A 26,174-nucleotide genomic window follows, 5' to 3' on the forward strand; every position below is an offset into this window, starting at 1 on the left:
GTTATCTGGGTCTTATAAATCGGCCTTCACGGACCTGTTTTTTAGCAATTAGCCTGGGTGCTGTTTGCACGGCAGTACCAAGAGCAGTGATGAATGGTGTTTTATTAAGATTTTTCTTGTATAATGTTTGCTTGCAGATGGCGCCTATTTTACCTGTAGCGATAGCAGTAGCGAAAGAAGAGCCGGAGATATACGCCTCATTTAATGCGAGGGGTACTTTGAATTTCAAAAAGCCATCTGCTGCCAGATCTGCTTTTACACCCAGGTCCACCAGGCTGTCCGAATAATTTTGCGTAGGACTTACCGTAGTGTCGTTAACGGTAGTTACTACCAGGATATTATTATTAGTGCCGCCAAGGCAGGCCGGGAAAAAATGGTGGTCTTTCAGATCCCTTAAATCTGTTTCCTTAATGCCACTTAGTTTGGCTTTATTATCTTCTGCCTCTATTCTGTTGCCGGCGGCTGTTATAAACAGGATGCCGCGTGCTGCCAGATCTTTTGTAATGAGCGAATCAATAGGGTAGTAGGGAGATGGAAAACTATAGTTACTATAGAATCCCCAGCTCGCATTGATGATGTTAGCATGTTGGCTGGCGGCATAATTCAGGGCGCAAATGACGTCAAATAAATTGCCATTGCCGTTGCTATCATGTGTTTTCAGCACCATGAGCTGCAGGTTATTACCTGGTCGCCGCTGGAATTCATTGATGATAAACTGGCTGATGATAGTACCGTGAGCCGCTGGATTATTATCCTGGATATTGGCGTTGTGGTCTACAAAGTTCCAGCCATGGAGGTCACCTGTGTAACAGTTTCTATCCACAGCAGGGTTGGTCCAAAGGTAGCTGGCAAAGCTGATGGTTGTATCTACGCCGGTATCCAGCAAAGCCACGATAATATTATCGCCACCGTTATTGGCGGCCGGAGGTAGTTTTCTTTTGATATCGGCAGGCATATATGGTTCCGATGGGATGTCTACATGATAATTCTGGGTGTAATAMGCCAGTGAGTCTTCTCCCACACCTTTGGAGCCTCCGCCGGTACTGGCACCGCCTTTTACACCGTCTGCATGAACAAATGTGTGTATATCGGTGGCCTGCCATAACTCCACTACTGCCGTGCAACTATTACAACGTTGAACCCGGATACTGTCTGAATTGCCGGTATAAGCGTGGATACGGGTTTTGAGCGCGATGATGTCGRCTGGTGCAGGCGTTTTTCTAAAGTAGATTACCAGTTCGTTTGGTTTGTATTCCGGGGCTTTATAAGGGCTATCAGTTTTATGCGGTGGTGTCGCTTTATTTTGCTCCGGATACGATTGCTCTTTTTGGGTGGAATCTGATTTTTGCTGGTTAGCGCCACCGTTACAAGCTTGTAGTAAAACGAAAAGCATCCCTGCATAACACAGGTGCATAGGGTTCAACTGAAGAGGTTTCATGTTTACATTTTTTTAAGCCATTGAATGGCTTGTTTGTTGCCGGGCAATTTCCTGTCGCGTACTTCTTCCAGCAACAGTTTTGCCTGCTGCCGGTCTCCGGGGCTGTTGCGTCTCATGAGTGCAAGGGCTTTGTAAAATGGGCCTGGATTGGCATACAGCGGATACTTTATTAACGTATCAAATGCAGCCACTGCTTTGTCGTATTTATTACTGATCAGGTAAACAAGGCCGAGATACCTGGTAGCATCCGGGGCGATGGCTTCCTGTTGGGTAAGTGATTGAAATATTTTTTCGGCACCGTCATAGTCTTTGTTATTATAAGCCGCTATACCGCTTTGAAGACTGTCGCTGCCACTATGCATAGTAACACTCAACTGTTGCAGATCGGTTTGTATATATTGTCCGGCGAGTTGTTGGGGAGTAGGCGCTTTAAAAATAAAGAACCATCCCAGCAGGAATAAAAGGCAGGCAGCGGCGGTGATATAATAGTATATTTTGCTACGCGGTTTTTCTGCTGTAGCAGCTGTGCTGACCAGTTGCGCATGGCGCTCCGTGAACAATTGTTTTTTCTGTTCATACAACTGTTGCTGTAAGGCTTCCCGTGCACTCAGGTAAAAGGCGATCTCTTTTGCAAAGTCGGGATCTGCAACACAGCGTTGTTCAAACGTCTGCTTCTCGGCAGCCGATAACGCGCCGGAGAAATAATCGTCAATATAGTGCAATGTTTCATTCATAAAACCGGTTGAGCGGCAGCATTTTTTCTTTTAGTTTTTCCATGCACCTACGCCTGCTTACTTTTACTACATCGGCAGAATTATATTGTAATTCAGTAGCGATTTCTTTATCACTATAACCATCTTCAAACAGTAACAATAGCTGTCTGCACTTTTCACCCAGGTCTGCCAGGCTTTTTTGTAACAGGGAGCGGTTGCTGTTGTCTATCAGTTGCTGTACAATGTTGCGGGCATTATCCGGCAACAGCGTCAGCAGCGAGTCTATGCTGTAAGTTTGATGTACCCTCCCTTTATTAGTCGTTGTTTTTCGTTTTATGTCAACACATTTGTTAAGAAATATCTGGTAGGTGTATGATTTTAGGGAAGACCTGCCTTCAAAGCGGGCATGAACGATATTGTCGATGACACTGATAATGGCGTCAGAATAGGCGCTGGCACTTTCCTCTTCAGGGAGACTGTATTTTCGCATGCCTTCTCCAATCAGATAATGGAACTGGTCATACAATTGTTCTTCATAAATGCGCCTTTGCGGGCCACCTGATTGCAATCCGGCAAGGATTTTCTGTTCCTGGTCATGATATGCTAGCGGGGATGTCATAAAATGAATATAGGAAACGGGGGAATAGTATGCTGTAATATACTATAAAAAAACAATATTTTTACCCCCCCTGTCGAATTACGAATTAMGAATTACGGATTTGTGGGGAGATAATAGCGGATGTTCTTTGCGTTTACTATCTCCGCACAAATTCGTAATTCGTAATTCGTAATTCGTAATTCGTAATTCGTAATTCGTAATTCGTAATTCGTAATTCGTAATTCAATTTCCATATTTGATCTCGAAGAAACTGAATGCTGCATTCTCTTTTCCACTGCCCATATAGTTGAGCCCTGGTCTCGGGCTGCGGTCCCATTGGGGCAGGAAGCTGATGGGGTAAGGTTGTTGGTCCGGCGTTAGTTCATTCCAGTTAGTGCCCTGTTTCCAATACATCTTGCAGGTAAAATCAGGGGATACGATCATCTTCAGGTATACCGGCAGCTGCGTGGATTGAATTTTCTGTTCGTTAAGCACGGTTCTTTTTCCATCTTTCGATATCCAGCATTCCACTTTATCTTCCCGCACCGCAATGCCCAGGGCGGCTGTGGCATCGCCATATATGATCAACCCTTTGGCTGCGGGATTATTATTTAATATCGCCGTGCTGATTTCATAGGATGCGCTGAATGGTCGTACCGTAAGTGCTACGCCAGCAGGATTGTTGTCGCTGTGTTTTCCGGACAGGTATAACTTTCCATCTGCCTGTTTGAAATCGGGTTGCATGTTTCTAAAGTCCCATTGCCAGCATATTTTTTTCGTTGGTTTTGAAAAATCATAATGGAAAGATGTCTTTGGCTGGCTTTTCAGGGAACTGGAAATATGGCTGAACACCGGCCACTGTTGGGCATCCCAGGATAGGGCTGCTATGATGCCTTCTCTTCCTGTAAATACATTACTGGCTTTATTGTAGGCATGATATAGGTACCGGTAGTTGCCTTTCGTATCCTGTACAAAGGTGCCATGACCGGGGCATTTCCAGTCGCGGCCGTCCGAGAGCACGGGGTTGGCTGCATCGTCCTCATAAGGTCCTGTGATAGAGAGGGCGCGGGCCACGCGTACATTATAGGTGCAGGATACGCCACAACAGTTGCCTGCGGAGTAAAAGAGGTAATAGTATTTATCTTTTTTCAGGATGCTTTGTCCTTCTATCCCCATGCGCTGCTCATCTTTGAGGAGTGTGAAAGGATCGCCGGTGAGGGAAAGTCCATCATCGGATAGTTTGCTGCCCAGGATTTCAATGGGTCTTTTATCCAGACCATAGGCTTTCCAGGTGATGTATAGTTGTCCGTTGTCGTTGAATACAAAGGCATCGATAGACTCATGGCCGTACGCAATCAGCACGCCATGATCTTTGAATCCATGATCGGGAAATGCAGATGTGGCCACGCCGATGCAGGAAACGCCATCACTTTTTCGTTTAGCCGTATAATAAACGTAGTAGGTGTTGTGGTGAAAGAAATACTCTGGTGCCCAGAAGGAAGCAACGGTCCAGGAGGGAGGCGTATCAAATAAAAAGCCTGTTTGTTCCCATTGTTGCAGGTTGTTGGACTTAAAGATCGGGAAGTGAGGGCCCCATTCACTGGAAGTACCGATTGCGTAATAGTTATTCCCCTGCCGGATAATGGACGGATCCGCAAAGTCGCCCGGAATATTTGCGGGTGCCTGCTGTGCTATGGATGGCGCTGCCGCGTTTAAAATGGTGATGATAACTGCCGTTAAAAATTTTAATTTCATCTTTATGATTGTAGTGGAGACAAAAATAGCCGGTTATGTCTACGCTAATTCATTAAAGCATCTCATTTGTTCGCGTTATAATCTCATTGTTAAGCGTAAACGCATCTTCGGTACTCTTACTGTGTGACCACGTTCGTTTGTGTTGCTATAAAAGTATTATCCGACAGGGTATTGTTATAAGGCGCTACATCCTGCATTACCCTCGAAGGATAGCGGGTGGTATCAAATTTACCGGTCCAGTCGGCATTTTTGCTATCCCCGATTAGAATGCCTGTTATGGCATTTTCAATGCGGTTGAATTTAATCACACAATCGCTGGCGGCAGTATAAAATCCTATTTCACTTTTGCTGGCAGCCATACCATACATGAGCCGGATGCCTGTTTTCACGTGGCTGATCTGGTTATGGGTGATCTGATGCCCGGTGCCGTTTATACGGATACCGCTATTGCCACCTTTAATGATGTTGCTGTCGATGATACAATCATGTCCGCCCCGCATCACTAATTCGCCATCGCAGTCTTCGAAGTAATTCAGGAGGTATATATTATTGCTGCTCTTATTGCTGATCACTTCTGCTTCGCCACTACAGCGTATAAAGCGGTTGTAGCGGACCATGCTTTTCGGTTGAAGGGTACCCAGTAAAACCGGGTCCTGGCCTATTTGTACGCATTCTCCTCCATTGACTACTTTCCAGGAGACTTTATTTTTATCCCTGAATTCATTATTTTCTATCAGGGTATATTCCGGAAAAGCGTCTTTCGTAATTTTTACCTGTAGTTCCTGGTTATCTATATTGCCGGTAAAGGTGCAGTGGTCTACCTGGTTGTATTCGCCATGTCCCGAAACAACCACTAGCGGCATAAACTGCGCTTTAGCCACATTCTGACTGAATTCGCATGCGGTGATGCGGCAGTGTTGTGTGTTGTTTAATTCTGCGAGCATGCCTGCCTGTTTATCTGCCTTTAATATATTACAGGCTATGAAAGTAATGCCACTGAGTATGGTGTAGCTGCCGGTCAGTTTGAAAATGGGCTGGGCTGCATCTCCGGTGAATATTACTTTACCGGCTGTTTCCGCCATAATGGTAACGGGCTGGTTGGCGGTGCCGCTGGTATTAATGATAAGGGCCCAGGGGGGATAGGTACCATTTGCAATCATTATTTCATCTCCGGCTTTTATTTGCCGGCTGATGTCGTTGAATTCTTTTTCGCTGTGAATAAGATATGTTTTACAGAAAGCGGCATGGGCGCTTAGTAGTAATAAGATGGCAGGCAGTAGTTTTTTCATAAAGCAGACCACCCGGTTTTGCCGGATGGATAAAGGTAAATTTTTTGAAGTAATACTTTCCCTGGTTTAAATACCAGCCCTCATCTGTTGTAGTTTTTCGGGGGTATGAGGAGAATATTTGGTTTCGGGATCCGCTACGAGGGCCTTGTCGAGGATTCCTTTATAGTGGGAAAATGCCCTGAAGCCCGCCTCTCCATGGTAGTTGCCAATACCACTGGCGCCTACGCCGCCAAAGGGAAGGTGGCCATTGGCGATATGCATGATGGCTTCATTTACGCAACCTCCGCCAAAGGATATTTCGCTGAGCACTTTTTTGGTGATGTTTTCATCTTTCGTAAATAAATATAGCGCCAGGGGCTTAGGGCGTGCTTTGATTTCTTTTATGATGGTGTCCAGGTCTTCAAAGGTCATCACTGCCATGATGGGGCCAAATATTTCGTCCTGCATTACTTTATCCTCCCAGGTGATATGGTGTAGCACGGTGGGTTCAATAAAGCGCTTAGTTACATCGTAACTGCCGCCCACGTATATTTTATCGGGATTAATCAATGCTGCTACCCGCGCGGCGTTGCGCTCGTTAATGATGTTTACATAATTGTCATTTGTTAGTTTATAGTCGGATTTGGTTATTTCTTTGGCTACTTTTTCCAGGAAATCATCGGCTATACTTTTATGGACGTATACATAATCGGGAGAGATGCAGGTTTGGCCGGCATTGAGGTATTTCGCCCAGACCAATCTTTTTACGGATATATCGAGGTCGCTGTCGGGCATGATGATGACGGGACTTTTGCCACCGAGTTCCAATACCACCGGTGTGAGATGTTTAGCGGCGGCCTGGTATACTATTTTTCCTACGGGGACGCTGCCGGTAAAGAAAATAATATCAAATTGCTGTTCCAACAGCGCAGTGGTTTCCGGTATTCCTCCTTCTATCACTTTGAAGTAGAGCTTCAAAATGGGTGTTGATGACCTGGGCCATGGCGGCGCTACAGTTGGCGGTCAGTTCACTGGGTTTAAGCACAATGGTGCATCCTGCGGCCATGGCGGCCACTACGGGCGCCAGAGACAACTGGTAGGGGTAGTTCCAGGGGCCAATAATAAGACTTACCCCCAGCGGTTCAGGGATGATATAGCTGTTGGCAGGCTGATTCCGGGTATTGGTGGCTGCGGGTTTTATGGCAGCCCATTTATCCAGGTCTTTGATGGCTACCTTTATTTCTTCCAGTACGGCGGCGAATTCGGTTTGAAATGTTTCAAACGGGGATTTGCTATAGTCTTTATAAATAGCTGTGGTGAGCATGGCTTCGTTGGCGATCAGGAGGTCGTATAATTTATTTAATTGCGCGACCCTGAATGCAACGGGTTTGGTGACATTACTATTAAAATAGTCCAGCTGTTCTTTTACTAAGTTTTCCATATGGCTTATTTATTATAAATAAATAGTATTCGATTAAAGAGATACTGAGAGCGAAGTGCGGTAGAAATTCACCCTTGTATTTCAGCCGGTAAATATTGTCTGGAATCCTTTAAGAACATCGAAGGGAGCCGCTTTGTTCGTGAAAAATAGTTTGTCCATTTTAGTTGAATTGTACCCAACTTTATTTAGATTGTACCCAATTGATTGCATTAAATGCCCGTCTTACTGCACCTTCTGGCGATTTTTTACGTATGTAACATATAATATATCGTAGATATATTAGTGCGCTTTATCACTACTTATGTAATGCAACATTCCTATTCCGAAATATTACTTATCAGTCCCTTTTTTTCTAACAACTAAAAACTACAGTTATGTCAATGAATGCGTATGCCTGTACATTACCAGGTCAACCTGCAATTAATGCATTTTTCGAGGAAGTGCAATTGAACACATTGAAATGGGTACAGCGTTATGATCTGGCCCCACAGTTTAAACCAATGGGTTGGTACACCAAAGCCCAGTTTGGTTTGCAAGCCGCGAGGGAGTATCCCAATGCGACATTTGATCAGCTTTGTTTGGCAGGTGATTTGCTCACCTGGTTATTCACGGTAGATGATACCTGTGACAGAGGTTCTGCCGGAGCGGAGGCCGCTATGGAAATGAAATCTATGTTACATGAGTTCATCAACATTCTGGAGGACAAACGGGAACCATCAGATAACGGTCTGAGTATAGGACTGGTGAATGTTATGGAGCGGTTCCGTGCTATCAGTACACCTTATCTTTATCGTCAGCTTTGCCGGCATATGATTGATTATTTAAACGAGTGTTTCTTTGAAATCGACATGCAGCTGAATAATTATGTTCCATCTATAGCGAAGTATTTTGAAATACGTCCTTTTGGTGGCTTTTACATCATGTTCCCATTAGTGGCTATTTTTGAACGATTGAAGTTGCCTGCCGAAGTTTATGAGCATGAAGTAGTAAGAGAAGTAGAGCTTATCCTGAATTTATTGGGCTGTTTTTCGAATGATTTACATTCGGCTGAACGTGAGAAAAACCTCGATACCATTGGGTTCAACCTGATTTTTATTGCACAAAGAGAATTGAACCTGCCTTATGAGGCAGCGGTTCAATACGTGGAAGATTATCATGCCGCGTATCTGCAAAAGCTAGACCAGTGTCTTAGCAGGATTCCGTTTTGGAGCAAAGGTATTAATACCCGACTGGACTTGTATCTGGATGGTTTATATAGAATGGTCAGAGGGTACGATGATTGGGCGGTGATAGATACCGGCCGTTATAAAAGTGCATGATGTTGCGGCAGGTGTTTAGATAATTCTATATACAATTCTTTGAAATGAACAGGTTTTGAGATGAAGGCATCTGCACCTGCTGTCAGCATTTCTTCTTTTACTGAACTAAAGGCATCTCCTGATACAATTAAAACAGGAATGCCTTTTAGTTCAGGACTGTTACGCAGATGTTGCAGCAAGTCCTTGCCACACATGTCAGGTAAATTTAAGTCTGAAATAATAGCATCCGGTTTCTCCAGTTTAATAGCATCGGCAGCACTTTCCCAATCAGCACACAGTGTGAAGCTGGCTCCCATTTCTGTCAGTATTTTAGTTAATAGTGTAGCACTTAAAAGCTCATCTTCAATAATTAATACAGAAGAGCCGGAGAAGCAATTTTTTCTAAACTGAATGGGTTCCTGAACAGCGATTTTTTCGGTGCTTACTTCTAAGGGTATTTCGATTATAATGGTGGTAAGCTGGTTGGATTCGTCTGTTTCTAACCGGATAGCGCCGGCAAAAAGTTCTACCAGGTGCTTTGTAATGCCCAGCCCAAGTCCTGTTCCTTCAACGAACTGATTTCTTCCGGAAACAAAAGGATCGAAAATTTTGCTGCTGATTTTACTGTCAATGACCCCCTTGTTTTGAATGCTGAATATAATCTGTTGTTCCTTTTTCAGCGCGCTGAATACTACATTGCTATGGCCAGGAGCAAATTTTACTGCATTGGATAAAACATTATTAATAATCTTGGTCAGAATAAGCTGATCACTGTTAATAACTGCAGGGAGTTGGTCATCAAATGAGTTTTTAATGACGATTCCTCTCGAGCCTGCAATGTAACTGTTCATCGTTACACAATGTGCAATACATTCCTTTAAATTAACCGGCTCTTTAATGATACTATAGAACTTGCCGGAATCTATACGCGACATGTCAAGTACATTATTGATCAGATTTCTGGCCAGGTAGCAGGATGCAAATAATTGCTCTATTTCCAGTTTCTCCGAATCACTGTATTTATCTTTTCTTCTGTGGAACAATTGAGCATTACCAAATATGGCGTTCAGCGGAGTTCTTAATTCATGGAAAGTTTCTCTCAGGAAAACGCTCTTTCTCTCAGAGATCTCTTTTAACTTTCTTTCCGATATCAGCAAGGATTTGATCTGTGACACATAGGTAGACATCACAAATACTATTAACAGGAATAATGCAACAGTAGTATAGCTTCTCATCGTAAGCGCTATACCTGGATTTAAATTAAGTGGTTTAATCAGGTGGTAGGAGGCATTTACCAATACACCAATCATTAATAGCCCTGATCCGACCAGGCACGCGTATATCAGTCCCCGCTCTTTATGTAAAAATAATGACCCACTCAGATGGAATATAATAAGCGAGATGAATATCATTAACATTTCTGTAGATATACCAGCTCCCAGCACAATACTCCAATAGGTGACAAAGATGACATTTATGACCAACATGAATAACGTAGCCTGAAAGTACTGTTTACAATAATTTAATCTTATCACCGTAGAAAAGCAAATGACTTCAAGTGGCACACCAATGAGAAAAAATATAGAATTCTTCAGCATATAAAAATAGGATCCAACGCCTATGACCAGGGAAATCATCAACAGGGCGACTCCATTAACAACAATGACGGGACGTTTTTCTTCTATTTTCAATAAGCCTTTGGTGCCCGCAAATACCGGTGTGAGCAATCTTTCTTTCAGTGAGTAAGCAGATGTATAGTTATCAGGTTTCATAAACGATTATTACGAGGGTTACATTTTGAATTACGGCTTCCTTGGGAATATAAACAAACATGGAAAAAAGTATCCATTAAACAATCTAATATTTCAAAAAAACGTTTTGGATCTGTGCTTGGGTGTCATTTGTTCTATGCATATCAATATGCTTTGTTGCAGGGTAAATCTAATCAAGTAAGCTAAGCTGGATGTTAATCGTATGTTAAGATAGGTAATGTTTATTTAACCATAAAATCAGAAAATGGATAATTATTATATTAATAATTGAATAATGTGTAAGCGTTTAAAACAGTTGCTTTTTAATAGATTTTCTGGGAAAATATTACTATCCCGGAGGGGAAATATAAAGACCTATTGTTGTCGACTGGAGGCATAAAGGAAGTGTATCAGGTAATTGAGGGCCTGTTAATCAAACATGATAAGTACCGGATCAATATAATTGCGACAGGAGAAGGATGGAACAGGAAACCACATATATAGAAAAAATAATTCTTACTTTTATTGGCTATAGATATTCATTCATGCTGCATTCCAATAAATCCAAAAAGTTATCACTGCTTATCATTTTGCTTTCTTGTTTCCATATTTTAAATGCACAAACCAAAGGTAAAGATTGTGCGCAATTTATCATGATTGATGCCATTGGCAAAGGAATGCGTTTAGAACTCAGCCCTGATACTGTTACTCTCAGCGAAGGAGGGGCGTACTACCTGAGAATTTTACTGAAAAGCTGCAAAGGAGCTATGTATATTGAACGTTACTCAAAATCCACTGGCCATATTGTTTTTAGTGGCAACTATATGGATGCTGTTAAATTGGATACAGTAGAAGCCTGGGCAGTAGATCCGGCGACAGGCATTCGTAGTGGGCCAAGGAGAGATACCCAGTATAAACCAATAAGGACGGGGTTATGGAGATATTATAATAGTAGAGGAGTATTAAGGAAAGAAGAGGAGTATGTGAATGGTATAACGATCAGGGAAAGAAAGCTAGAAGAAAAAATAAACTAAACCCTATGCAAATAATACTGGAGATAATTGCAGAAATCGTCCTCTCATATGTTTTGAATATCCCGGGTGCATTTATTCGCTGGCTCTTTACAGGCCGGAAAAGGCCGTTCCCTGAGGTATTGGATGATGATGGTTATAAAAATAAATTAATTGGACTAATCATACTAATCATACTATTGCTTTGTATTGTCTTTACGATATGGATATTGGAAAAGTAAATTTAATGAAGATATATTTTTTATCCGTTTTGCTATTCTGTGCTGCCTGCACAGAAAACAGCCATCAACAAAAAGTCATTTCAGCTACGCCGGGTGATGCCACGCAGCCGGCAGCAGCTCACTGCGATTTCGTGCGGCTAAAGGGAGATACAATAAGGCAGTTACAGTTCCTGAACAGTGATGGCTCCAGCTGGAAAACAGCAGTGTATGATGACTCTTTTTCGGATAGTTCTATCTCCCCTTATGCTATGAAACCCGAGAATTGGCTGCTTATATTCCGCTGCCTGGGTAAGGAAAATGGCTTGTATAAGGTAGTTGTTCATGAAGAAAAAAATATCATCAGCTATATCAGTTGTAAGGATAGCAACTTTTTCTCCCAATCCGTGCAGGAGAATATTATGAGTGCCTGTTGTGTTGACTTTGATGCTAAAAGTAACCCCATGCGGGAAAAGCCGTCTATTCATGAAAAGCTGGTAACTGTGGATGCCGGCACGGATGCGCTAAACGAAATCGTTAAAATAGAAGGAGATTGGCTCCTGATCCAAAAAGACACCACGCAGGGATGGATTAAATGGCGGGATGAAAAAGGAACACTGTTAATTGAGATATTTTATGATGCCTGAGTAACGATTACTTTTTATACTGATAAAAAATACCAGTGTCAAAAATCGTCCACCTGCAAGCTTTTTGTCCGCAGCTTTTTAAACCACTGTTTGCCCAGGTATTGCAGGTATGAAACAGGTTATAGCTGCCTTTGGCTTCATAGAAGGCATCGTTGTTATCATAATTCGCTTTTGTGATAATATTCACCGGCATTCCATCTGTTCCTGTCCGGAAGCTATTGTTGATATAAGTAATCAGGCGGGCATATTGGGATTTACTTATCATGATAGCATGGCAGCTTTCATTTTCCCGCAGACCATGATAATAGGTAGCATGTATAGCGGAAGTACTCAGGTTAAAGGCCGCTTTAAATGCGGTACTGGCTTTCAGATCGTTCCAGGTGGGCGTTTCGAGATAGAAGCCTTTATCGCCCCAGCCAAAGGCCAGCAGGGTGGCGGTAGTATCGTTGGCGGTGGTATTCCGGAAAGGAATGCGCGTGCTCCAGTCTATTTGCGGGGTACGTACCGGTACTACAAGATCAGTATGCACACCGTTAGTGAGAATATAAATGGTAATATCTGCATCATCAACAGTTTCCCGGCTGGTGCTCATACGGGAAAGGGTATACGCTGACAACAGATATACACCTATCAGCAGGAAAATGGTTAACAGGGAATATCCTGCGATTTTAAAAAATTTCTTCAAAGTGGCGGCTTTTTTAATCAATGCCGCAAATTAGGATATTTTCTTATTTTGCGGCCAAATCAGTTTCCCTAACCCTGATTATCGACAGCACTATGTTCCCTTTCTGGAGTAACTATTATTATCTCGTTATTATTTTGCAGATTGTATGTGTGATACATGCGTTAAAAGCTGGTAGAAGAGAATGGTTATATTTTATTGTGTTTATTCCACTGGTGGGAGTAGCAGTTTATTTATTCAGGGAGATATTACCGGAGATCAGCAGTGGCGAATTTGGAGAGCGCCTGTTGCGGACCATCTGGCCGAATGGACGCATTAAAGAATGGGAGCGGAAAGTACGTATATCCGATACAGTTACCAATAAATTACAACTGGCAGATGCTTATGCGCAGCAAAAGCAATATGATAAAGCCATTGCTCTGACCCAGGAATGTGCGAATGCTTTTACCAAAGATCCGGGCATTCTGCTGCAGCTGGCGCGGCTTCATTTCCTGAATGGCAGCTATGCAGCATGCATCAGCAATTTCGATAAAGTAAATGCCACGAAGGGCGTGAGAATGAGTAAGGCAGAAGATGAGCTGTTGTATGCACGCGCGCTGGAATTTACAGGACAACCTGCCAGGGCGGAAGAAGCCTATCAGAAAGTAATACAGGTACATCATTCCCTGGAAGCCATGTATTATTACGGGCTGCTGTTAAAAAAGCAGGGAAGAACGGCAGAAGCAAAAGCACAGTTTGAACATACCCGCGAAGAAATCGATCTGCATCCAAGATACATCCGCCGTACTATCCGTAAATGGGTATGGCTTTCCCGTAAGGAGCTGGCTAATATGTAAAAAGCTCCGGTGGATACCGGAGCTGTCGTCTTACGCTATAAATTACGGCCCTTTTTGAAGGAAGTAGCCTTAAACACAAATCAACATTAAAGAACGTAGTAAGCGGGTGTTTTCACCGGCTCTTCCGGTATGCTATATTGCTCATGCAACATTTGCCGGAGGTCTTTTTCAATATTCCTGGCAATAGTCGTTACCGGTGTATCTGTAGGTTTATTTTCAAATGGATCCTGCAGATTGATCGCCATTTTTTCAATGAGCAGGAATGATGAGGCGATGGCTACTACCAAAGGTATTTCCATGAAGCCCAGTACATCTATTAAGGCAAACGGCAATAACAGTATAAAGAAGATGAGGGTGAAATGTGTATACAAGCTGTAAGTAGCCGGGAACACGGTATTTTTAATACGTTCGCATTTACCCATGGCATCACAGAGCCGGGATAATGTCTGATCCAGCGCTACCTGCTGGTATTGATTAATCCATCCCTGTTCCAATGCATACTTCAGGTCTTTTCCATGTAAGAGCAACAAGGCAGCCGGTACGTTATCATACTTCATCACATAACTAAGTTCCCGTCTTGATAATAACCTGTCTAGACCTTTGAGCGGATCTGTCTTTCGTAACGATTGTCCCAAACTATGGCACCATGCTGCCTGTCGCTTTACAAAGCGTTCCTGGAAAATTGTCAGGTCTTCCGATTGATAAGCTGCATCCATCAAGCTTAACACCTGTCGTGTTAGTGAACGCGAGTCATTTACAATGGCGCCCCATATTGTTCTTGCTTCCCACCAGCGATCATATGCCTGATTAGAGCGGAACGCAAGGAGCAGAGAGAGTACGGTGCCCAACACCATGGGCACGGATATAGGAATCACCAGGTTGGTGAAATCATATTGGTAATAGAGGATGTTAATCGTCAGTGAATAAACAGTCACTAACAGGATTTCAAACCGGATCTTACCAAATACATATTTTAAGGGGATATTTTCTTTCAGTAGCATAAAATTGCTTTTATTCTGTGGCCAGCAAAAGTGCTGATATGGTGGATTTATCCGACACAAACTTCCGGCGTTGCAGCTGGATTTTCATCTTTGGATAATTACATTTACTGATCAGCTTTTCCGGATCATAACTTCTTTTAGAAGGTGCATTGTATTCATGATCTGCAGGCTGAATAATCAGGTCTATGTTTTGTGCCAGCAGGAAGTTGCGTAATGCTGCACGGGTATTACCATGGAAGAATTCAATCTTCAACTGGTTAATGGCAGAAGAATATTTATTACGGATAATTTCACAACCATCCTGGAAGTCGTTTGAAATCAGTTCCAGGTGCCGGCTGTTGCGGGTATACGTAATAAGGTCAAATAATGAGTCTGGCATCTGCAGTGCATGCATTAATATAATATTAACCTGCTCGTACGGATGTTGTGCTACAATGCTGTGCACATAACTGAGGGAGCGAAGAGAGAAGTCTGTTGGTATGAGTATATTTTTCATGTCTGGTATCTTTTATAACAACAAAATTATTGCTGCCAGATAAGTAACCAGTAAGAGCGGCGTTAAAAGGTAGTAAGAATGTGGTAAGAATTTGGTAAGAAAAGCAGGCGCTACAATGGCAACTCCACCCTGATCTCGGTTCCGTGGTTTACCTGGCTGTTTACAATGATATCTCCTTTATGCATACGGATGATGTTCATGGCTAGCGGCAAGCCAATACCATAGCCCTTAAAGCGGGAGGTATTGGAAGCACGGAAAAAGGGGGAGAAGATGTATGGCAGGTCTTCCGGTGGAATACCAATGCCCTGATCTTTGACGATAATGATATTTTTCTTTTCAGTGGCAGCCAGTGCAATAGATACCGGTTGGTTGTTGGAATATTTGATGGCATTGATCACAATGTTGCTGAGTGCAAGCTCCAGCAGTTGTTCATTTCCTGGTATCTGCAATTTATCTTCTTCTTCCGGAAACAGGCTATAATCTATTTCTACCAGGTTACCGGGATGTAGTTTGTCGATGGTATGTTTTACGGTGAATAACAATTCATCGCTCCGTATCAGGCTCCAGTCCTGCTTTTTACCATCAAAGCCTGTTTGCGCCAGGTGAAGGAGACTTTTAGTGATATGTTCCAGCCTGCCTGCTTCATGGAGAATGTTTTCCAGGGAGTAGATATATTTTTCCGGTGTCCGTTCTTTATTGAGCGCCAGTTCGGCTTCGCCAATAATGGCGGTGAGCGGGGTGCTCAGCTCATGTGAAGCGTTGCTGACGAAATTGTTTTGTGTTTCGAAGGCTGTTTCCAGTCGGTCCAGCATATTATTAAAAGTGCCGGCGAGGTCATTGATTTCATCGCCACTGTTATCTACGCTTAGCCGTAGGTGTAGGTTGCGTGAACTGATACTTTTTACTTGTATCATCATATGCCGGATAGGCTTCAGAATATATTTGGAGAAGAAAATACCGGCTGCTACCAGTATTACGCTGGAGGCAACGGAGCAGATGATTAATATTTTGCGCAGCCAGCCGAGATATTCCGCACTATACTTATTAATGGCCGATACGATAACGATATACAGTCCTTGTTTGCTTTTGTATAGCACCCCTTCATAGAAACGGTCGCCTTCCCGGTAGGTGGCCTTGTTTTCAAGGCGTACCTGCTCATAGAAGCTGTTAGGGAGGGAAAGGTGTTCATCTTTATATACCTTACCATCGGTACCTACCTGGAGGAAATATTCTTTTTCCGAAGGTAGTTTTTCCAGGTGTTCTTCCCGTATTTCATTATAGATAACAGAGTCAGATTCGTAATAGGGGAGTGTAGCTTTGGCAGTAAGATAGGCACGTATTTCCAGGCGTTTGTAGAAATCCTCGAAGGAGTGCTGGTTGGCAAAATAGTATACCAGTATACTCATAATGAGGATAGTGGAGATGGTTAAACCTGCAAATACTATTAATATCTTAGTGCGTATCTTCATCGGCCTTATTTTCCCGGATCATGTAGCCCAGTCCCACTACGGTATGTATCAGTTCTGTGGTGTTATGTTTATTAATTTTTTTCCGGAGATAGTTAATATATACATCCACTACTTTGGTGTTCATATTAAATTCGATGCCCCATACCTGCTCCAGTATTTCCAGTCTGGATAGTACTTTCCTCGGATTCCTCAGCAGGAACTCCAGCAGCCGGTATTCTGTGGCGGTGAGAGAAATGTTTCTTCCCTGTCTGCTGGCGGATTTGGTGTCCATGTCAAGTTCTAGATCTGCCAGGGTGAGCACGGCTGCTGATGTAACGGGAACGGGTATGTCGATATTTGTTTTTCTCCGTAGCAGGCTGCGGATGCGGGCTTCCAGCTCCTGTAGTTTAAATGGCTTTACCAGGTAGTCATCTGCGCCGCTGTCGAGTCCCATCACAATATTTTCTGTGGTGCCGAGTGCGGTGAGCATGAGTATGGGCACTTCCTGCTTTGCCTGACGCAGGGAGCGGCATACTTCTATACCGTTCATGCCCGGGAGCATTACGTCCAGTATAATCAGTCTGAATGACGGGTTGTTGAGTGCCATTTGCAGGCCGCTGCTGCCATCCGGCGCCACGCTTACTTCGTAGCCGGCTTCGGAAAGACCGCGTGTAATCACAGATACTACAGCCGGTTCATCTTCTATAAGTAATAGCTTCATGAACGGCAAAGGTAGTTATGAATTACGAATTACAAATTACGAATTACGGATTTGTGGGTAGATATCCGCGTTTATAATCTTCTTTCCAATCCGTAATTCGTAATTCTTAATTCGTCATGCTATTCGAGGTGGCGCACGCAGTTAAATAGTTCGCAATGCCAGTTTTCGTCGGAGAATTGAAGTCTTGTGATCGAGGTGTTTTTCATGGCAGGAGTAGGATGCATGGCAGGTAATAATGCATCCAGCAACTGGCGGATAAAGCTGCCATGACTGATCAGCAGTATTTTTTTACCGGAATTTTCTGTCAGCAGATCCTGCATAAAGGAGCGACCACGCGCTACCACTGATGCATTTTTTTCCATGCCGAGGTCCAGGAGTTTCCAGGACGTTCCCCATTTACTGACGCGTTCCTCTTCGGTGGTGCCTTCGATGAGGCCGCCACCTGCTTCGCCCAGTCTTCTGTCTTCTGTCACCGTTTCTATTCCTAATTCCTGCGCAATGATCGCAGCTGTTTGGCGGGCGCGGATCAGGTGACTGGAGTAAACAAGGTCCCAGGTTTCGCCGGTGAGCCGCTGTCCCAGTTTTATGGCCTGCTGTACGCCTTCTTCATCCAGCGGGATGTCTGAATGGCCTTGCAGTTTGCCTGCTTTATTCCAGGAAGTGGTGCCGTGACGGATAATAGCGATCTGGGTCATATTGATTCTTTTAGTCATTCCGGGGGACAAATATATACAAATCACTGTTGGGTTAATAGTGAGTTATTCATAATCCTTCGCTAAAGTTGACAAAAAACGCAAACCAAATTGTGGATAATTTATATGTTATATAGGATCATTGTTTGTGTTAATTAATTGGGAATACACGGGCCTTTTTATAAGCTCATGTGCTGCAATCGTGTTTAATAGCGATTAGATCAGGGAGTATTTCAAACATACTCATTGTTGCCGGTTTGAATTGTTGATGTAAGTGTCTGTCATCAATTCCTGTTTTGTAAGTTATCATTACATTTGTTACTATGGAAAAGAGTATTAAACCCAACGAAGAAAAGCCGGTCACAAAAGAAGAAGTGATAAAAGAAGAGCCTATTATCCATGATGGTTCCGGTGGTGCATTTGAAGGTACAGAAATGGTAACGGAAGAGCGGGAAGACAAACCGCGCCCAAAGGGCCCTACACCTTATTAAGATATTAACTTTTCATGTTCCGGTCAGTGCGGTATTAAATCCTTAAATTATTTGTACCAAAAAAGTCATGCTTATGTTATCCTTGGAAAAAATCAGCGAATTATTAGGAAAAGAAAGTGATACCCTGCTGCAACATCAAAGTAAAACTATCAGCAAAGACTTGCTGCATCTGCCAGGGCCTGATACGGTGAATAAAATTTACCAGCCATCCAGTCGTAATCCGCAGGTATTGCGCAGTTTGGGGCAGTTGTTGAATCATGGGCGGCTGGCAGGTACGGGCTACATGTCTATACTACCAGTAGATCAGGGAGTAGAACACAGTGCCGGCGCATCTTTCGCGAAATACCCTGCGTATTTCGATCCGGAAAATATTGTTAAGCTGGCGGTAGAAGGTGGTTGTAATGCAGTAGCTTCCACTTTTGGCGTGTTATCTTCCGTATCACGCAACTATGCGCATCGTATTCCGTTTATTGTAAAACTCAATCATAATGAATTGCTCACCTATCCCAACCGGGCCGACCAGGTGATGTATGGTACCGTAGAAGAAGCCTGGAACATCGGCGCTGTGGCAGTAGGAGCTACCATCTATTTCGGTTCTGAGCAGTCGGACCGGCAGATCGTAGAAGTATCCCAGGCATTTGAAAGGGCGCATGAACTGGGGATGGCCACCATTCTCTGGTGCTACCTGCGGAATGATGCGTTTAAGAAAGATGTGGATTATCATTTGTCTGCCGATCTTACCGGGCAGGCCAACCACCTGGGCGTAACCATTCAGGCAGATATTATCAAACAGAAACTACCGGTAGTCAATGGTGGCTATAAAGCCCTGAATACAGGTACTTCTYCCTATGGTAAACTGGATGAACGCATTTACACTGAGCTGACTTCCGACAATCCTATTGACCTTTGCCGCTACCAGGTAGCCAATTGTTATATGGGACGTATGGGATTGATTAATTCCGGTGGTGCTTCTGAAGGGGATGCTGATCTGGCAGAAGCTGTGCGCACTGCTGTTATTAATAAGAGGGCCGGTGGCATGGGGCTGATTTCCGGGCGTAAAGCCTTCCAGCGCCCTATGGCAGAAGGAGCGGCTTTGCTGAATGCTATTCAGGATGTGTATTTGAATGAGCAGATTACCATCGCGTAGATATTTTTATAAAGACATAAAAAAAGAGCGGTCATCTTTGCGAAAATAATCGCGCAGTTGACTGCTCTTTTTTATATTATGCTACGAAAGAAGGATTACACCCTGATTTGTCCATCACCATGCACAAACCACTTTTCTGTTACCAGTTTCTCCAGTGCAAAAGGACCACGGGCATGCAGTTTCTGGGTAGAAATACCTATTTCTGCGCCCAGGCCAAATACACCTCCATCAGTGAATCGCGTAGAGGCATTCACGTATACTGCGGCCGCATCTACTTCGTTGAGGAAACGTTCACTCACCGCCGTGTCGCGGGAAATGATCGCCTCTGAGTGACGGGAGGAATAGGTTTGTATATGTGACAGTGCTTCCGATGTACCGGACACTATTTTTACCGAACATTTAAGAGATAAAAACTCACGACCGAAATCTTCGGGTTGCGCAGCAAAGAGATGCGGATAATTATTTTGCTGCAGCAGTTTAAAGGCTAACGGGTCCGCATATACGTCTACCGCGTAGGGCAGCAGTTGTGGTGCCAGCAGCGCGAGGAATTCCGCCGCCACGGCTTCATCTACCAGTACAGTGTCCAGCGCATTACATACAGAAGGGCGGGATACTTTAGCATTTGTAACAATGTTGGCAGCCTTGGAGAGGTCGGCTGTTTTTTCCACGTAGGTATGACATACGCCTGCACCGGTTTCAATCACTGGTACCCTGGAATTGGCCCGTACAAATTCTATCAGTTGTTCAGAGCCACGGGGAATAATGATGTCGATATATTTTACGGCTGTCAGCATTTCGGTCACCAGGTTACGGTCTGTAGGAAGTAGCTGCACCACATGTTCATCTACCTTAAATTCCTTTAATACATCCTGTATCAGTTGTACGAGGATGGTATTGGTATGAAAGGCATCGGTGCCACCGCGCAGCACACATACGTTGCCGGAGCGGATACAAAGTGCCGCCACATCAACGGTTACATTTGGTCTCGATTCATAAATCACGCCTACCACGCCGAGTGGAACGGTTTTCTTTTGTACCAGTAAACCATTGTCCAGCTTCCGTTCCAGGACCAGTACATTGGCGGGATCCGGGAGGCCTGCAATATCTTCCAGGCTGGCCGCCAGATCACGGATACGTGCCGGGGTGAGCAGGAGCCTGTCTTTTTTCGGATCTGCATCCGGCATCCGGTCCAGGTCTTTTTTGTTTTCGGTGGTAATGTTTTCTGACTGTATCAGGATCACTGCCGCGAGTCGGCGCAGCAGGGCTTCTTTTTGTGCATCTGGCAAGGTACGTATAGATACGCCTGCCTGCTGCGCCTTTTCCAGTAAGGGTTGTATAGTCTCCATGATATTATTTACTTTTTAAAGCCGGGAAAAATTCCCGGGGAGCATGACACATTACAACAGCACAATATCATCGGCATGGGCCACTTCTGTGTTCTGTGCTTTGTGTTTGGCATCGAGTACATCAGAAGATATTTTCGCTCTGCCTACGGCGATGGCGATATTATCTTCATTCACGATTTCTATGACTTCCCCGCATTCAAATTTTTCGAGTACGGATTGCACGCCTACTGCCAGCAGGCTATGTCGCTTTTCCAGGGCTTGCTGTGCGCCGGCATCTATCTGTATCCTGCCGGTTACCAGGCTGCCGCTGGCCAGCCATTTCTTGCGGGCAGGCATGCTGCATGGCTGCGGGAGGCACAAGGTACCCGTTTTGCCTGCGATGGCATTGAGTATACCATCTTCCGTACGGATACCAAATATCACTACCCTGATGCCCATCCTGGTGGCCAGGCGGGCAAAGGTGAGCTTGGAGACCATGCCACCCAGGCCAAGGCTGGATTTTTCTTTATCTGCCAATCCCAGGGCTGCTTTGTCAATTACATCTATCTGTGGTACTACCTGGCCGGATCTGTCCAATACACCTGCTACAGAGGTGCTGAACAACAACAGGGAGGCGCCAAAGCCTACCGCAATGAGGGTGGCCAGTTCATCGTTGTCGGAGAACTTGAGCTCCAGGCTGCTCACCACATCGTTTTCGTTGGCAATAGGAATGATATCGCTGGCCCACAACTCTTCGTAGGTGCGCTTTAGCTGCAGGAACTGGTCCCGGTCGGAAAAGTGCTGCCGTTCGCACAGACTCTGTGCCACGGCAATATTATAGGGTGCAAAGTAGCGGCTGTATTTATTCAGTAGCAGCGGATTACCCACAGCTGCAGCGGCTTTACGCTCGCTGATGGTGCCATTGTAATGGCGCAAAAACTGTTTCCCGGCAGCTACTGCTCCGGATGATACCAACACAATATGATGATCTGCATGTAAAGCTGCCACCTGTCGTGCAATGCCGGCAATCACCGTTTCATCCAGGTCACCGTTCTGATGGGTGATGGATGCCGTCCCAAATTTTATAACAAGTATCGGTTTGCTCAATTTCGTCTGTATTTGGAGCCTAAAATAATATTAAGAAGATGAAATTCTAAATGTAAAATTGAAGTCGGCTGCTGAATTATGCTTTATATTAGGGAGTATATATTTATTAATGACCATATGATGAAAAAGGATTCAATATTTACATGGGCTATGGTGGCTTGTTTGGGAGGTTTTCTTCCTGCTGCTTCTGCTCAGCAATCTCTCCGGCAACAAATTGCCACTATTGCCGGAAATATATCAGGAAAGGTTGGGGTATACGCCCGGGTACTGGAAACAAAAGATACCGTATCGTTTAACCGCGATGAACGGTTTCCGATGCAGAGTGTATACAAATTCCCGGTGGCCATCGCTATTTTGCAGCAGGTAGATGCGCACAAAATGCGCCTCGATCAACCCGTGAAAGTTCTCCAATCAGACCTGACTACCTCGGGGCATAGTCCCATTCGCGAAAAATATCCGGAAGGCAACGTCACGTTAACTATCAAAGAACTGCTGGAATATAACATCTGTGAAAGCGATGGCAGTGCCTGTGATATCTTTTTTAAATTACTGGGTGGTCCCGCGAAGGTCAACGGATATATTCACGGATTGGGTGTAAAACAGATCAATATCGCTACAACAGAAGAAGCGCAGGTACAGAAGGAGCAACCTTTGGTACAATATAAAAACTGGTCCACACCAATGGCCATGACGCAGTTATTGGAGAAGTTTTACACCGCACCGGTATTGTCGGACAGCAGCAGGAACTATTTACTGCACCTGATGACGACTTCCGGCCCCGGTGCTAAAAGACTGAAAGGATTATTACCCGCCGGCACCGTGGTAGCACATAAAACCGGTACAGCCTGGACCATCAATGGGCAGACAGCCGCACACAATGATGTGGGCATTATTACCCTGCCGAATGGAAATCATATAGCCATCACCGTATTTGTGTCAGACACCGGCGCTACTGAGCAGGAACGGGATGCTACCATTGCAAAAGTAGCTAAGGCAGTATGGGATGCATATGCCCATTAAAAAAATGATGGGGGAATAGTTGCTGGTTCGTTAACAATTCCTGAATATTGCAATTGATTGGTGGTACCCTTTAAGCCCGGCCTGAATGTAATGTAGCCTTACCGGGTGGAACTATACAGAAAAACCGTAACAAACAAACCCGCACACTTATGTTTATTGTTTACCAGATCAGATCCGTAGAACATACCCGAAAACATTATCCGGGATTAGCATGCCCTTTGCCCAATAGTGGTGGTGATGGTGTTACCATCGCGGTATTGCAGCGATACGTATGGTTTGTAGGACCTATGATGCCTTCTCTGAAATATGGTGTAGCATTTTGTGACAACGGAGAAAGAATCCCGGCAGCCAAGTGGACGCCCGAAATTACAGCGAAATATAAAGAGTTGAAGGCAACGACCAAAACACCCCTTCGCATGTGGAGAGGGATGATCGTGATTCCTGCCTTCATTCTTGTGCTGGCAGTGGTTGCCCAGGTTGCCAAACATAGAAAGTCGACCAGCGACAAAGAGTTGGCAACTTATGTAGCCGACCCGCATCCCGGAGATATTTTTTATGCCAGCACGGGTGGCACGCTGGTGCGCAATGAAAACAGCGCTACTACTACCAATAATGTGTATGCACTGTTTAAAGTCATTAAAATAGATGGCGATAACATCGTTCTTGCGCAGGGCAATGCCAGCAGGGTGAGTACTCCCGAGCACTTTATCAATGAATTTGAATCCGGCTTCTGGAATGACCTGAAAAAAGAAACGACTTCGTTCAGTGAAATACCTGTCACCATTTCTCTTCAAAGCCTGAAGCAGTATAATTTCTTTTCCATAGTGCCGCATAAGGAAGATGATTCACCAGGCAGGATCTCCAAAATTGTTCGACCTGATAAATAAACATACCTGATGGAACAAGAACAACAACCCCCGAAAAAAGTAACGCATCATGACAGCGATTATGAATACGTCAACAGCATGTCTAAAAGCCCGTGGCCCACGCTGATATGGACGATCATTATCAGTGGCGTACTCTTCACCTTTGCTATTATGCGGTACCGGGAAATGGTAGCCTGGGAGGCATCTGGCGGCAGTATGCGAATGACGAGTATTGAAAAACTTTGTTACGATATGGCTGGCACCTGGCTGTTTCCGGCGGTGATAGCAGTGATAGGTGTAGTTGCACTCATTGCCGGCATTAAGCAATTTCTTCGCAAGCTGCGGTTAAAACGAGAATAGCATGAAGCATAAATACAAAAAGATAGCCCTCCTGGCTATTTTGGTAGCAGCATCCTTGTGTGCCTGTGAAGCTTTTAGCCATTAGCTGTTAGCTGTTAGCAAATGCAGCGAAGAATAATATTTGTTGATCTTCGCTGCATTTGCTAACAGCTAATGGCTAACAGCTTACTTCATATACTTTTTATACTCATTTTCGATATCTGTCAAATCTATTTTACTGAGTTTGTTACCATCATATATCCATGCTTCCCAGTTATATTTAGGATCGCTTAAGTCAATGGTGGTAGCATTGCCGGTTTTAGACTGAAAGTGCATTTTGCCGCCGGTAGGTTCCATTATTTTTACACCTTTTCCTTCCAGGAAAATACGTGCATCGGCCATGTAGTTTGAGTTATCATCGGCGATGGTAAAAAAAGCTTCTTCCCCGTTTTCTTTTTTTAATTTTGCCAGTTGGGCACTATCAGGTGAATAAAGAATAGCGCATGGATGCGAAATTTTTTCAGCGCCTGCCGCAGATACGGTTGGTTGCGGTGGGGCAGCGGCGGTCTCCATTTTTTCTTCCGGTATTTTACTTTCATGACAGGCCGCGAAAGTAAAAAGCGCGATAGATAATAAAAGTTGATTTTTCATGGCTTTCATAGCAATAGTTTGTTTGGCATATTTGATTATACGGCTGTTGGATCTCCAACACATGTAAGCTATAAAGATAATATAAAAATATGCGGAGTACAACTATTGTAAAGTCATCATGAAGGGATAGTCAATGAGTCCTGTGGCGCCACCTTCATAGAAAGTACTTTTGTCTGCGGCTGCCAATGGATATTGATTTCTGAAACGCTCCACCAGATCAGGATTGGAGATAAATGGTCTTCCGAATGCAATAAGATCTGCTTCATTGCGTTGCAGTGTTTCTTCTGCGCGGTTGGCGGTGAAACCACCACCTAAAATTAACCAATTATTAAACTGTTGTCGTACTAAACTGATGTAATTTCCGGGGATAGGTACACTACCATTTGTTGACTGATCTGAGAGATGAATATAACGTATATCCATGCTGTTTAGTTTCGAAGTCAGATACAGATGTGTGGCAATTTCTTCTTTATATAATGTCAGGCCATTCAATGCTGCAAAAGGAGAAAAACGGATGCCTACCCGGTCGGGGCCAGCTACTTCTATACAGCCTTTTACGATGTCTAATACAAAGCGGCTACGGTTTTCTATACTGCCGCCATATTTATCAGTACGGTGGTTGGTAAGTGGATGCATAAACTGTTCAATAAGATAACCATGTGCCGCGTGTATTTCAACGCCATCGAAGCCTGCTGTCAACGCATTTTTTGTGGCCTGTACATGTAATGCAATCATTTCTTCCACAGCAGCAGTACTCATTGCTTCCGGCGTTGGCATGAGCTGCGGTCCCTGCGCGGTGTCTACGGTGCCTGTTGCTGTTACTGCAGAGGGAGCCACCAATGGGCCGCCACCGGGGAGGTTGAGCGGGTGGCCCAATCTCCCGCAGTGTACCAGCTGCAGAAATATTTTTCCGTTTTTTGCATGTACGGCATCCGTTACTTTTTTCCAGCCGTCTATTTGTGCATCATTGTAGATGGCTGGCAGATCGGTGTATCCCATACCATTGGCACTGATCACGGTGCTTTCTGCAATCACCAGTCCTGCACTGGCGCGTTGACTGTAATAAGTTGCTACAATATCATGTGGTACACCATCGGTGGCTCTTCTTCTGCTCATAGGCGCCATCACTACTCTGTTGGCAAGAGGTAGTGATGCTGCGCTAATTGATTCCAATAATTTCATCTGTATATTTTTTATGGTACAAAGTTATTGGTG

Annotated in this window: 27 protein-coding genes; 9 read left to right on the forward strand and 18 right to left on the reverse strand. The window is 44.2% G+C overall.

The features are described from left to right. Position 1 precedes the first annotated feature (1 nt). The 7 genes from AC1DP6_RS31055 to AC1DP6_RS31085 all read right to left on the reverse strand — a co-directional run bounded on the left by AC1DP6_RS31055 (position 2) and on the right by AC1DP6_RS31085 (position 7,213). The gene (locus AC1DP6_RS31055; RefSeq protein ID WP_477058361.1) at positions 2-1,438 is read right to left on the reverse strand and encodes a S8 family serine peptidase; all 1,437 of its coding nucleotides are present in this window, start codon (positions 1,436-1,438) and stop codon (positions 2-4) included. Positions 1,439-1,440: 2 nt separating this feature from the next. Beyond that, entirely contained in the window at positions 1,441-2,172 is a 732-nt protein-coding gene (locus tag AC1DP6_RS31060) for a hypothetical protein (RefSeq protein WP_477058362.1), read from the reverse strand. Further along, positions 2,165-2,770: an RNA polymerase sigma factor gene (locus AC1DP6_RS31065; RefSeq protein WP_477058363.1), complete on the reverse strand. Its 606-nt coding sequence runs from the start codon at positions 2,768-2,770 to the stop codon at positions 2,165-2,167. The genes AC1DP6_RS31060 and AC1DP6_RS31065 overlap by 8 nt, the downstream gene beginning before the upstream one ends. A gap of 222 nt (positions 2,771-2,992) precedes the next feature. Next, positions 2,993-4,504, reverse strand: coding sequence for a glycoside hydrolase family 43 protein (locus AC1DP6_RS31070; RefSeq protein WP_477058364.1), 1,512 nt, complete (start codon positions 4,502-4,504; stop codon positions 2,993-2,995). Between the two features lie 116 nt (positions 4,505-4,620). Further along, on the reverse strand, positions 4,621-5,793 hold the full coding sequence (locus tag AC1DP6_RS31075) for a chondroitinase-B domain-containing protein (protein WP_477058365.1): 1,173 nt from the start codon (positions 5,791-5,793) through the stop codon (positions 4,621-4,623). A 66-nt stretch (positions 5,794-5,859) separates the two neighbouring features. Beyond that, positions 5,860-6,750 (reverse strand): aldehyde dehydrogenase family protein, encoded by an 891-nt coding sequence (locus AC1DP6_RS31080; RefSeq protein ID WP_477058366.1) that lies wholly within the window; start codon positions 6,748-6,750, stop codon positions 5,860-5,862. Next, positions 6,680-7,213, reverse strand: coding sequence for an aldehyde dehydrogenase family protein (locus AC1DP6_RS31085; protein ID WP_477058367.1), 534 nt, complete (start codon positions 7,211-7,213; stop codon positions 6,680-6,682). Before AC1DP6_RS31085 ends, AC1DP6_RS31080 begins: the two co-directional genes overlap by 71 nt. A 374-nt stretch (positions 7,214-7,587) precedes the next feature. Here AC1DP6_RS31085 and AC1DP6_RS31090 point away from each other — a divergent pair, with 374 nt between their 5' ends. Next, positions 7,588-8,532, forward strand: coding sequence for a terpene synthase family protein (locus tag AC1DP6_RS31090; RefSeq protein ID WP_477058368.1), 945 nt, complete (start codon positions 7,588-7,590; stop codon positions 8,530-8,532). Here AC1DP6_RS31090 and AC1DP6_RS31095 read toward each other — a convergent pair. Then, a complete protein-coding gene (locus tag AC1DP6_RS31095) occupies positions 8,517-10,283 on the reverse strand; it encodes a hybrid sensor histidine kinase/response regulator (RefSeq protein WP_477058369.1) in 1,767 nt (588 codons plus the stop codon). The two genes, AC1DP6_RS31090 and AC1DP6_RS31095, sit on opposite strands and share 16 nt — an antisense overlap. Before the next feature lie 458 nt (positions 10,284-10,741). Between AC1DP6_RS31095 and AC1DP6_RS31100 the strand changes: the two genes are divergently transcribed. Both AC1DP6_RS31100 and AC1DP6_RS31105 read left to right on the forward strand, forming a co-directional pair. After that, the gene (locus AC1DP6_RS31100; protein ID WP_477058370.1) at positions 10,742-11,296 is read left to right on the forward strand and encodes a hypothetical protein; all 555 of its coding nucleotides are present in this window, start codon (positions 10,742-10,744) and stop codon (positions 11,294-11,296) included. Positions 11,297-11,519: 223 nt separating this feature from the next. Beyond that, positions 11,520-12,137, forward strand: a complete 618-nt coding sequence (locus tag AC1DP6_RS31105) for a hypothetical protein (protein WP_477058371.1) — start codon at positions 11,520-11,522, stop codon at positions 12,135-12,137. 7 nt (positions 12,138-12,144) lie between these two features. Here AC1DP6_RS31105 and AC1DP6_RS31110 read toward each other — a convergent pair whose 3' ends face one another. Then, positions 12,145-12,822 carry a TIGR02117 family protein gene (locus AC1DP6_RS31110; RefSeq protein WP_477058372.1) on the reverse strand — a complete coding sequence of 226 codons (678 nt, stop codon included), beginning with the start codon at positions 12,820-12,822 and terminating at the stop codon, positions 12,145-12,147. Between the two features lie 92 nt (positions 12,823-12,914). Here AC1DP6_RS31110 and AC1DP6_RS31115 point away from each other — a divergent pair, with 92 nt between their 5' ends. Further along, entirely contained in the window at positions 12,915-13,655 is a 741-nt protein-coding gene (locus AC1DP6_RS31115) for a tetratricopeptide repeat protein (protein ID WP_477058373.1), read from the forward strand. Positions 13,656-13,741: 86 nt separating this feature from the next. On the opposite strand, the gene AC1DP6_RS31120 is transcribed toward AC1DP6_RS31115, so the two are convergent. The 5 genes from AC1DP6_RS31120 to AC1DP6_RS31140 all read right to left on the reverse strand — a co-directional run bounded on the left by AC1DP6_RS31120 (position 13,742) and on the right by AC1DP6_RS31140 (position 18,034). After that, positions 13,742-14,656, reverse strand: coding sequence for a bestrophin family protein (locus AC1DP6_RS31120; protein ID WP_477058374.1), 915 nt, complete (start codon positions 14,654-14,656; stop codon positions 13,742-13,744). A gap of 10 nt (positions 14,657-14,666) precedes the next feature. After that, complete coding sequence (locus tag AC1DP6_RS31125; protein WP_477058375.1) at positions 14,667-15,152, reverse strand: hypothetical protein; 486 nt, start codon at positions 15,150-15,152, stop codon at positions 14,667-14,669. A gap of 110 nt (positions 15,153-15,262) precedes the next feature. Beyond that, a complete protein-coding gene (locus AC1DP6_RS31130) occupies positions 15,263-16,621 on the reverse strand; it encodes a HAMP domain-containing sensor histidine kinase (RefSeq protein ID WP_477058376.1) in 1,359 nt (452 codons plus the stop codon). Continuing rightward, positions 16,605-17,321, reverse strand: a complete 717-nt coding sequence (locus AC1DP6_RS31135; RefSeq protein ID WP_477058377.1) for a response regulator transcription factor — start codon at positions 17,319-17,321, stop codon at positions 16,605-16,607. The genes AC1DP6_RS31130 and AC1DP6_RS31135 overlap by 17 nt, the downstream gene beginning before the upstream one ends. A 119-nt stretch (positions 17,322-17,440) precedes the next feature. Then, positions 17,441-18,034 carry a histidine phosphatase family protein gene (locus tag AC1DP6_RS31140; RefSeq protein ID WP_477058378.1) on the reverse strand — a complete coding sequence of 198 codons (594 nt, stop codon included), beginning with the start codon at positions 18,032-18,034 and terminating at the stop codon, positions 17,441-17,443. A gap of 302 nt (positions 18,035-18,336) precedes the next feature. Between AC1DP6_RS31140 and AC1DP6_RS31145 the strand changes: the two genes are divergently transcribed. Next, positions 18,337-18,504 carry a hypothetical protein gene (locus AC1DP6_RS31145; RefSeq protein ID WP_441575411.1) on the forward strand — a complete coding sequence of 56 codons (168 nt, stop codon included), beginning with the start codon at positions 18,337-18,339 and terminating at the stop codon, positions 18,502-18,504. A 73-nt stretch (positions 18,505-18,577) separates the two neighbouring features. Beyond that, positions 18,578-19,651 carry a class I fructose-bisphosphate aldolase gene (locus tag AC1DP6_RS31150; protein ID WP_477058379.1) on the forward strand — a complete coding sequence of 358 codons (1,074 nt, stop codon included), beginning with the start codon at positions 18,578-18,580 and terminating at the stop codon, positions 19,649-19,651. Between the two features lie 95 nt (positions 19,652-19,746). On the opposite strand, the gene AC1DP6_RS31155 is transcribed toward AC1DP6_RS31150, so the two are convergent. Both AC1DP6_RS31155 and proB read right to left on the reverse strand, forming a co-directional pair. Then, positions 19,747-20,997 (reverse strand): glutamate-5-semialdehyde dehydrogenase, encoded by a 1,251-nt coding sequence (locus AC1DP6_RS31155; protein ID WP_477058380.1) that lies wholly within the window; start codon positions 20,995-20,997, stop codon positions 19,747-19,749. A 51-nt stretch (positions 20,998-21,048) separates the two neighbouring features. After that, positions 21,049-22,083 carry a glutamate 5-kinase gene (gene proB, locus AC1DP6_RS31160; protein WP_477058381.1) on the reverse strand — a complete coding sequence of 345 codons (1,035 nt, stop codon included), beginning with the start codon at positions 22,081-22,083 and terminating at the stop codon, positions 21,049-21,051. A gap of 117 nt (positions 22,084-22,200) precedes the next feature. Here proB and bla point away from each other — a divergent pair, with 117 nt between their 5' ends. The 3 genes from bla to AC1DP6_RS31175 all read left to right on the forward strand — a co-directional run bounded on the left by bla (position 22,201) and on the right by AC1DP6_RS31175 (position 24,329). After that, the gene (bla, locus tag AC1DP6_RS31165; protein ID WP_477058382.1) at positions 22,201-23,103 is read left to right on the forward strand and encodes a class A beta-lactamase; all 903 of its coding nucleotides are present in this window, start codon (positions 22,201-22,203) and stop codon (positions 23,101-23,103) included. Positions 23,104-23,252: 149 nt separating this feature from the next. Continuing rightward, positions 23,253-23,990, forward strand: coding sequence for a hypothetical protein (locus AC1DP6_RS31170; RefSeq protein WP_477058383.1), 738 nt, complete (start codon positions 23,253-23,255; stop codon positions 23,988-23,990). A 9-nt stretch (positions 23,991-23,999) separates the two neighbouring features. Beyond that, the gene (locus AC1DP6_RS31175; protein WP_477058384.1) at positions 24,000-24,329 is read left to right on the forward strand and encodes a hypothetical protein; all 330 of its coding nucleotides are present in this window, start codon (positions 24,000-24,002) and stop codon (positions 24,327-24,329) included. 165 nt (positions 24,330-24,494) lie between these two features. Here AC1DP6_RS31175 and AC1DP6_RS31180 read toward each other — a convergent pair whose 3' ends face one another. After that, positions 24,495-24,968, reverse strand: coding sequence for a hypothetical protein (locus AC1DP6_RS31180; protein ID WP_477058385.1), 474 nt, complete (start codon positions 24,966-24,968; stop codon positions 24,495-24,497). 93 nt (positions 24,969-25,061) lie between these two features. After that, entirely contained in the window at positions 25,062-26,141 is a 1,080-nt protein-coding gene (locus AC1DP6_RS31185) for an alkene reductase (RefSeq protein ID WP_477058386.1), read from the reverse strand. Positions 26,142-26,174: the final 33 nt, after the last annotated feature.

This window comes from Chitinophaga sp. 01L420 (assembly GCF_056399985.1).

Coding starts and splice junctions, on each gene's coding strand:
- AC1DP6_RS31105 (WP_477058371.1), top strand. CDS start 11,520: ATGAAGATATATTTTTTATCCGTTTTGCTATTCTGTGCTGCCTGCACA.
- AC1DP6_RS31070 (WP_477058364.1), bottom strand. CDS start 4,504: ATGAAATTAAAATTTTTAACGGCAGTTATCATCACCATTTTAAACGCG.
- AC1DP6_RS31135 (WP_477058377.1), bottom strand. CDS start 17,321: ATGAAGCTATTACTTATAGAAGATGAACCGGCTGTAGTATCTGTGATT.
- AC1DP6_RS31140 (WP_477058378.1), bottom strand. CDS start 18,034: ATGACTAAAAGAATCAATATGACCCAGATCGCTATTATCCGTCACGGC.
- AC1DP6_RS31095 (WP_477058369.1), bottom strand. CDS start 10,283: ATGAAACCTGATAACTATACATCTGCTTACTCACTGAAAGAAAGATTG.
- bla (WP_477058382.1), top strand. CDS start 22,201: ATGATGAAAAAGGATTCAATATTTACATGGGCTATGGTGGCTTGTTTG.
- AC1DP6_RS31060 (WP_477058362.1), bottom strand. CDS start 2,172: ATGAATGAAACATTGCACTATATTGACGATTATTTCTCCGGCGCGTTA.
- AC1DP6_RS31125 (WP_477058375.1), bottom strand. CDS start 15,152: ATGAAAAATATACTCATACCAACAGACTTCTCTCTTCGCTCCCTCAGT.
- AC1DP6_RS31155 (WP_477058380.1), bottom strand. CDS start 20,997: ATGGAGACTATACAACCCTTACTGGAAAAGGCGCAGCAGGCAGGCGTA.
- AC1DP6_RS31175 (WP_477058384.1), top strand. CDS start 24,000: ATGGAACAAGAACAACAACCCCCGAAAAAAGTAACGCATCATGACAGC.
- AC1DP6_RS31115 (WP_477058373.1), top strand. CDS start 12,915: ATGTTCCCTTTCTGGAGTAACTATTATTATCTCGTTATTATTTTGCAG.
- AC1DP6_RS31185 (WP_477058386.1), bottom strand. CDS start 26,141: ATGAAATTATTGGAATCAATTAGCGCAGCATCACTACCTCTTGCCAAC.
- AC1DP6_RS31100 (WP_477058370.1), top strand. CDS start 10,742: ATGGAACAGGAAACCACATATATAGAAAAAATAATTCTTACTTTTATT.
- AC1DP6_RS31145 (WP_441575411.1), top strand. CDS start 18,337: ATGGAAAAGAGTATTAAACCCAACGAAGAAAAGCCGGTCACAAAAGAA.
- AC1DP6_RS31065 (WP_477058363.1), bottom strand. CDS start 2,770: ATGACATCCCCGCTAGCATATCATGACCAGGAACAGAAAATCCTTGCC.
- AC1DP6_RS31075 (WP_477058365.1), bottom strand. CDS start 5,793: ATGAAAAAACTACTGCCTGCCATCTTATTACTACTAAGCGCCCATGCC.
- AC1DP6_RS31130 (WP_477058376.1), bottom strand. CDS start 16,621: ATGAAGATACGCACTAAGATATTAATAGTATTTGCAGGTTTAACCATC.
- AC1DP6_RS31170 (WP_477058383.1), top strand. CDS start 23,253: ATGTTTATTGTTTACCAGATCAGATCCGTAGAACATACCCGAAAACAT.
- AC1DP6_RS31180 (WP_477058385.1), bottom strand. CDS start 24,968: ATGAAAGCCATGAAAAATCAACTTTTATTATCTATCGCGCTTTTTACT.
- AC1DP6_RS31090 (WP_477058368.1), top strand. CDS start 7,588: ATGTCAATGAATGCGTATGCCTGTACATTACCAGGTCAACCTGCAATT.
- AC1DP6_RS31085 (WP_477058367.1), bottom strand. CDS start 7,213: ATGGAAAACTTAGTAAAAGAACAGCTGGACTATTTTAATAGTAATGTC.
- AC1DP6_RS31120 (WP_477058374.1), bottom strand. CDS start 14,656: ATGCTACTGAAAGAAAATATCCCCTTAAAATATGTATTTGGTAAGATC.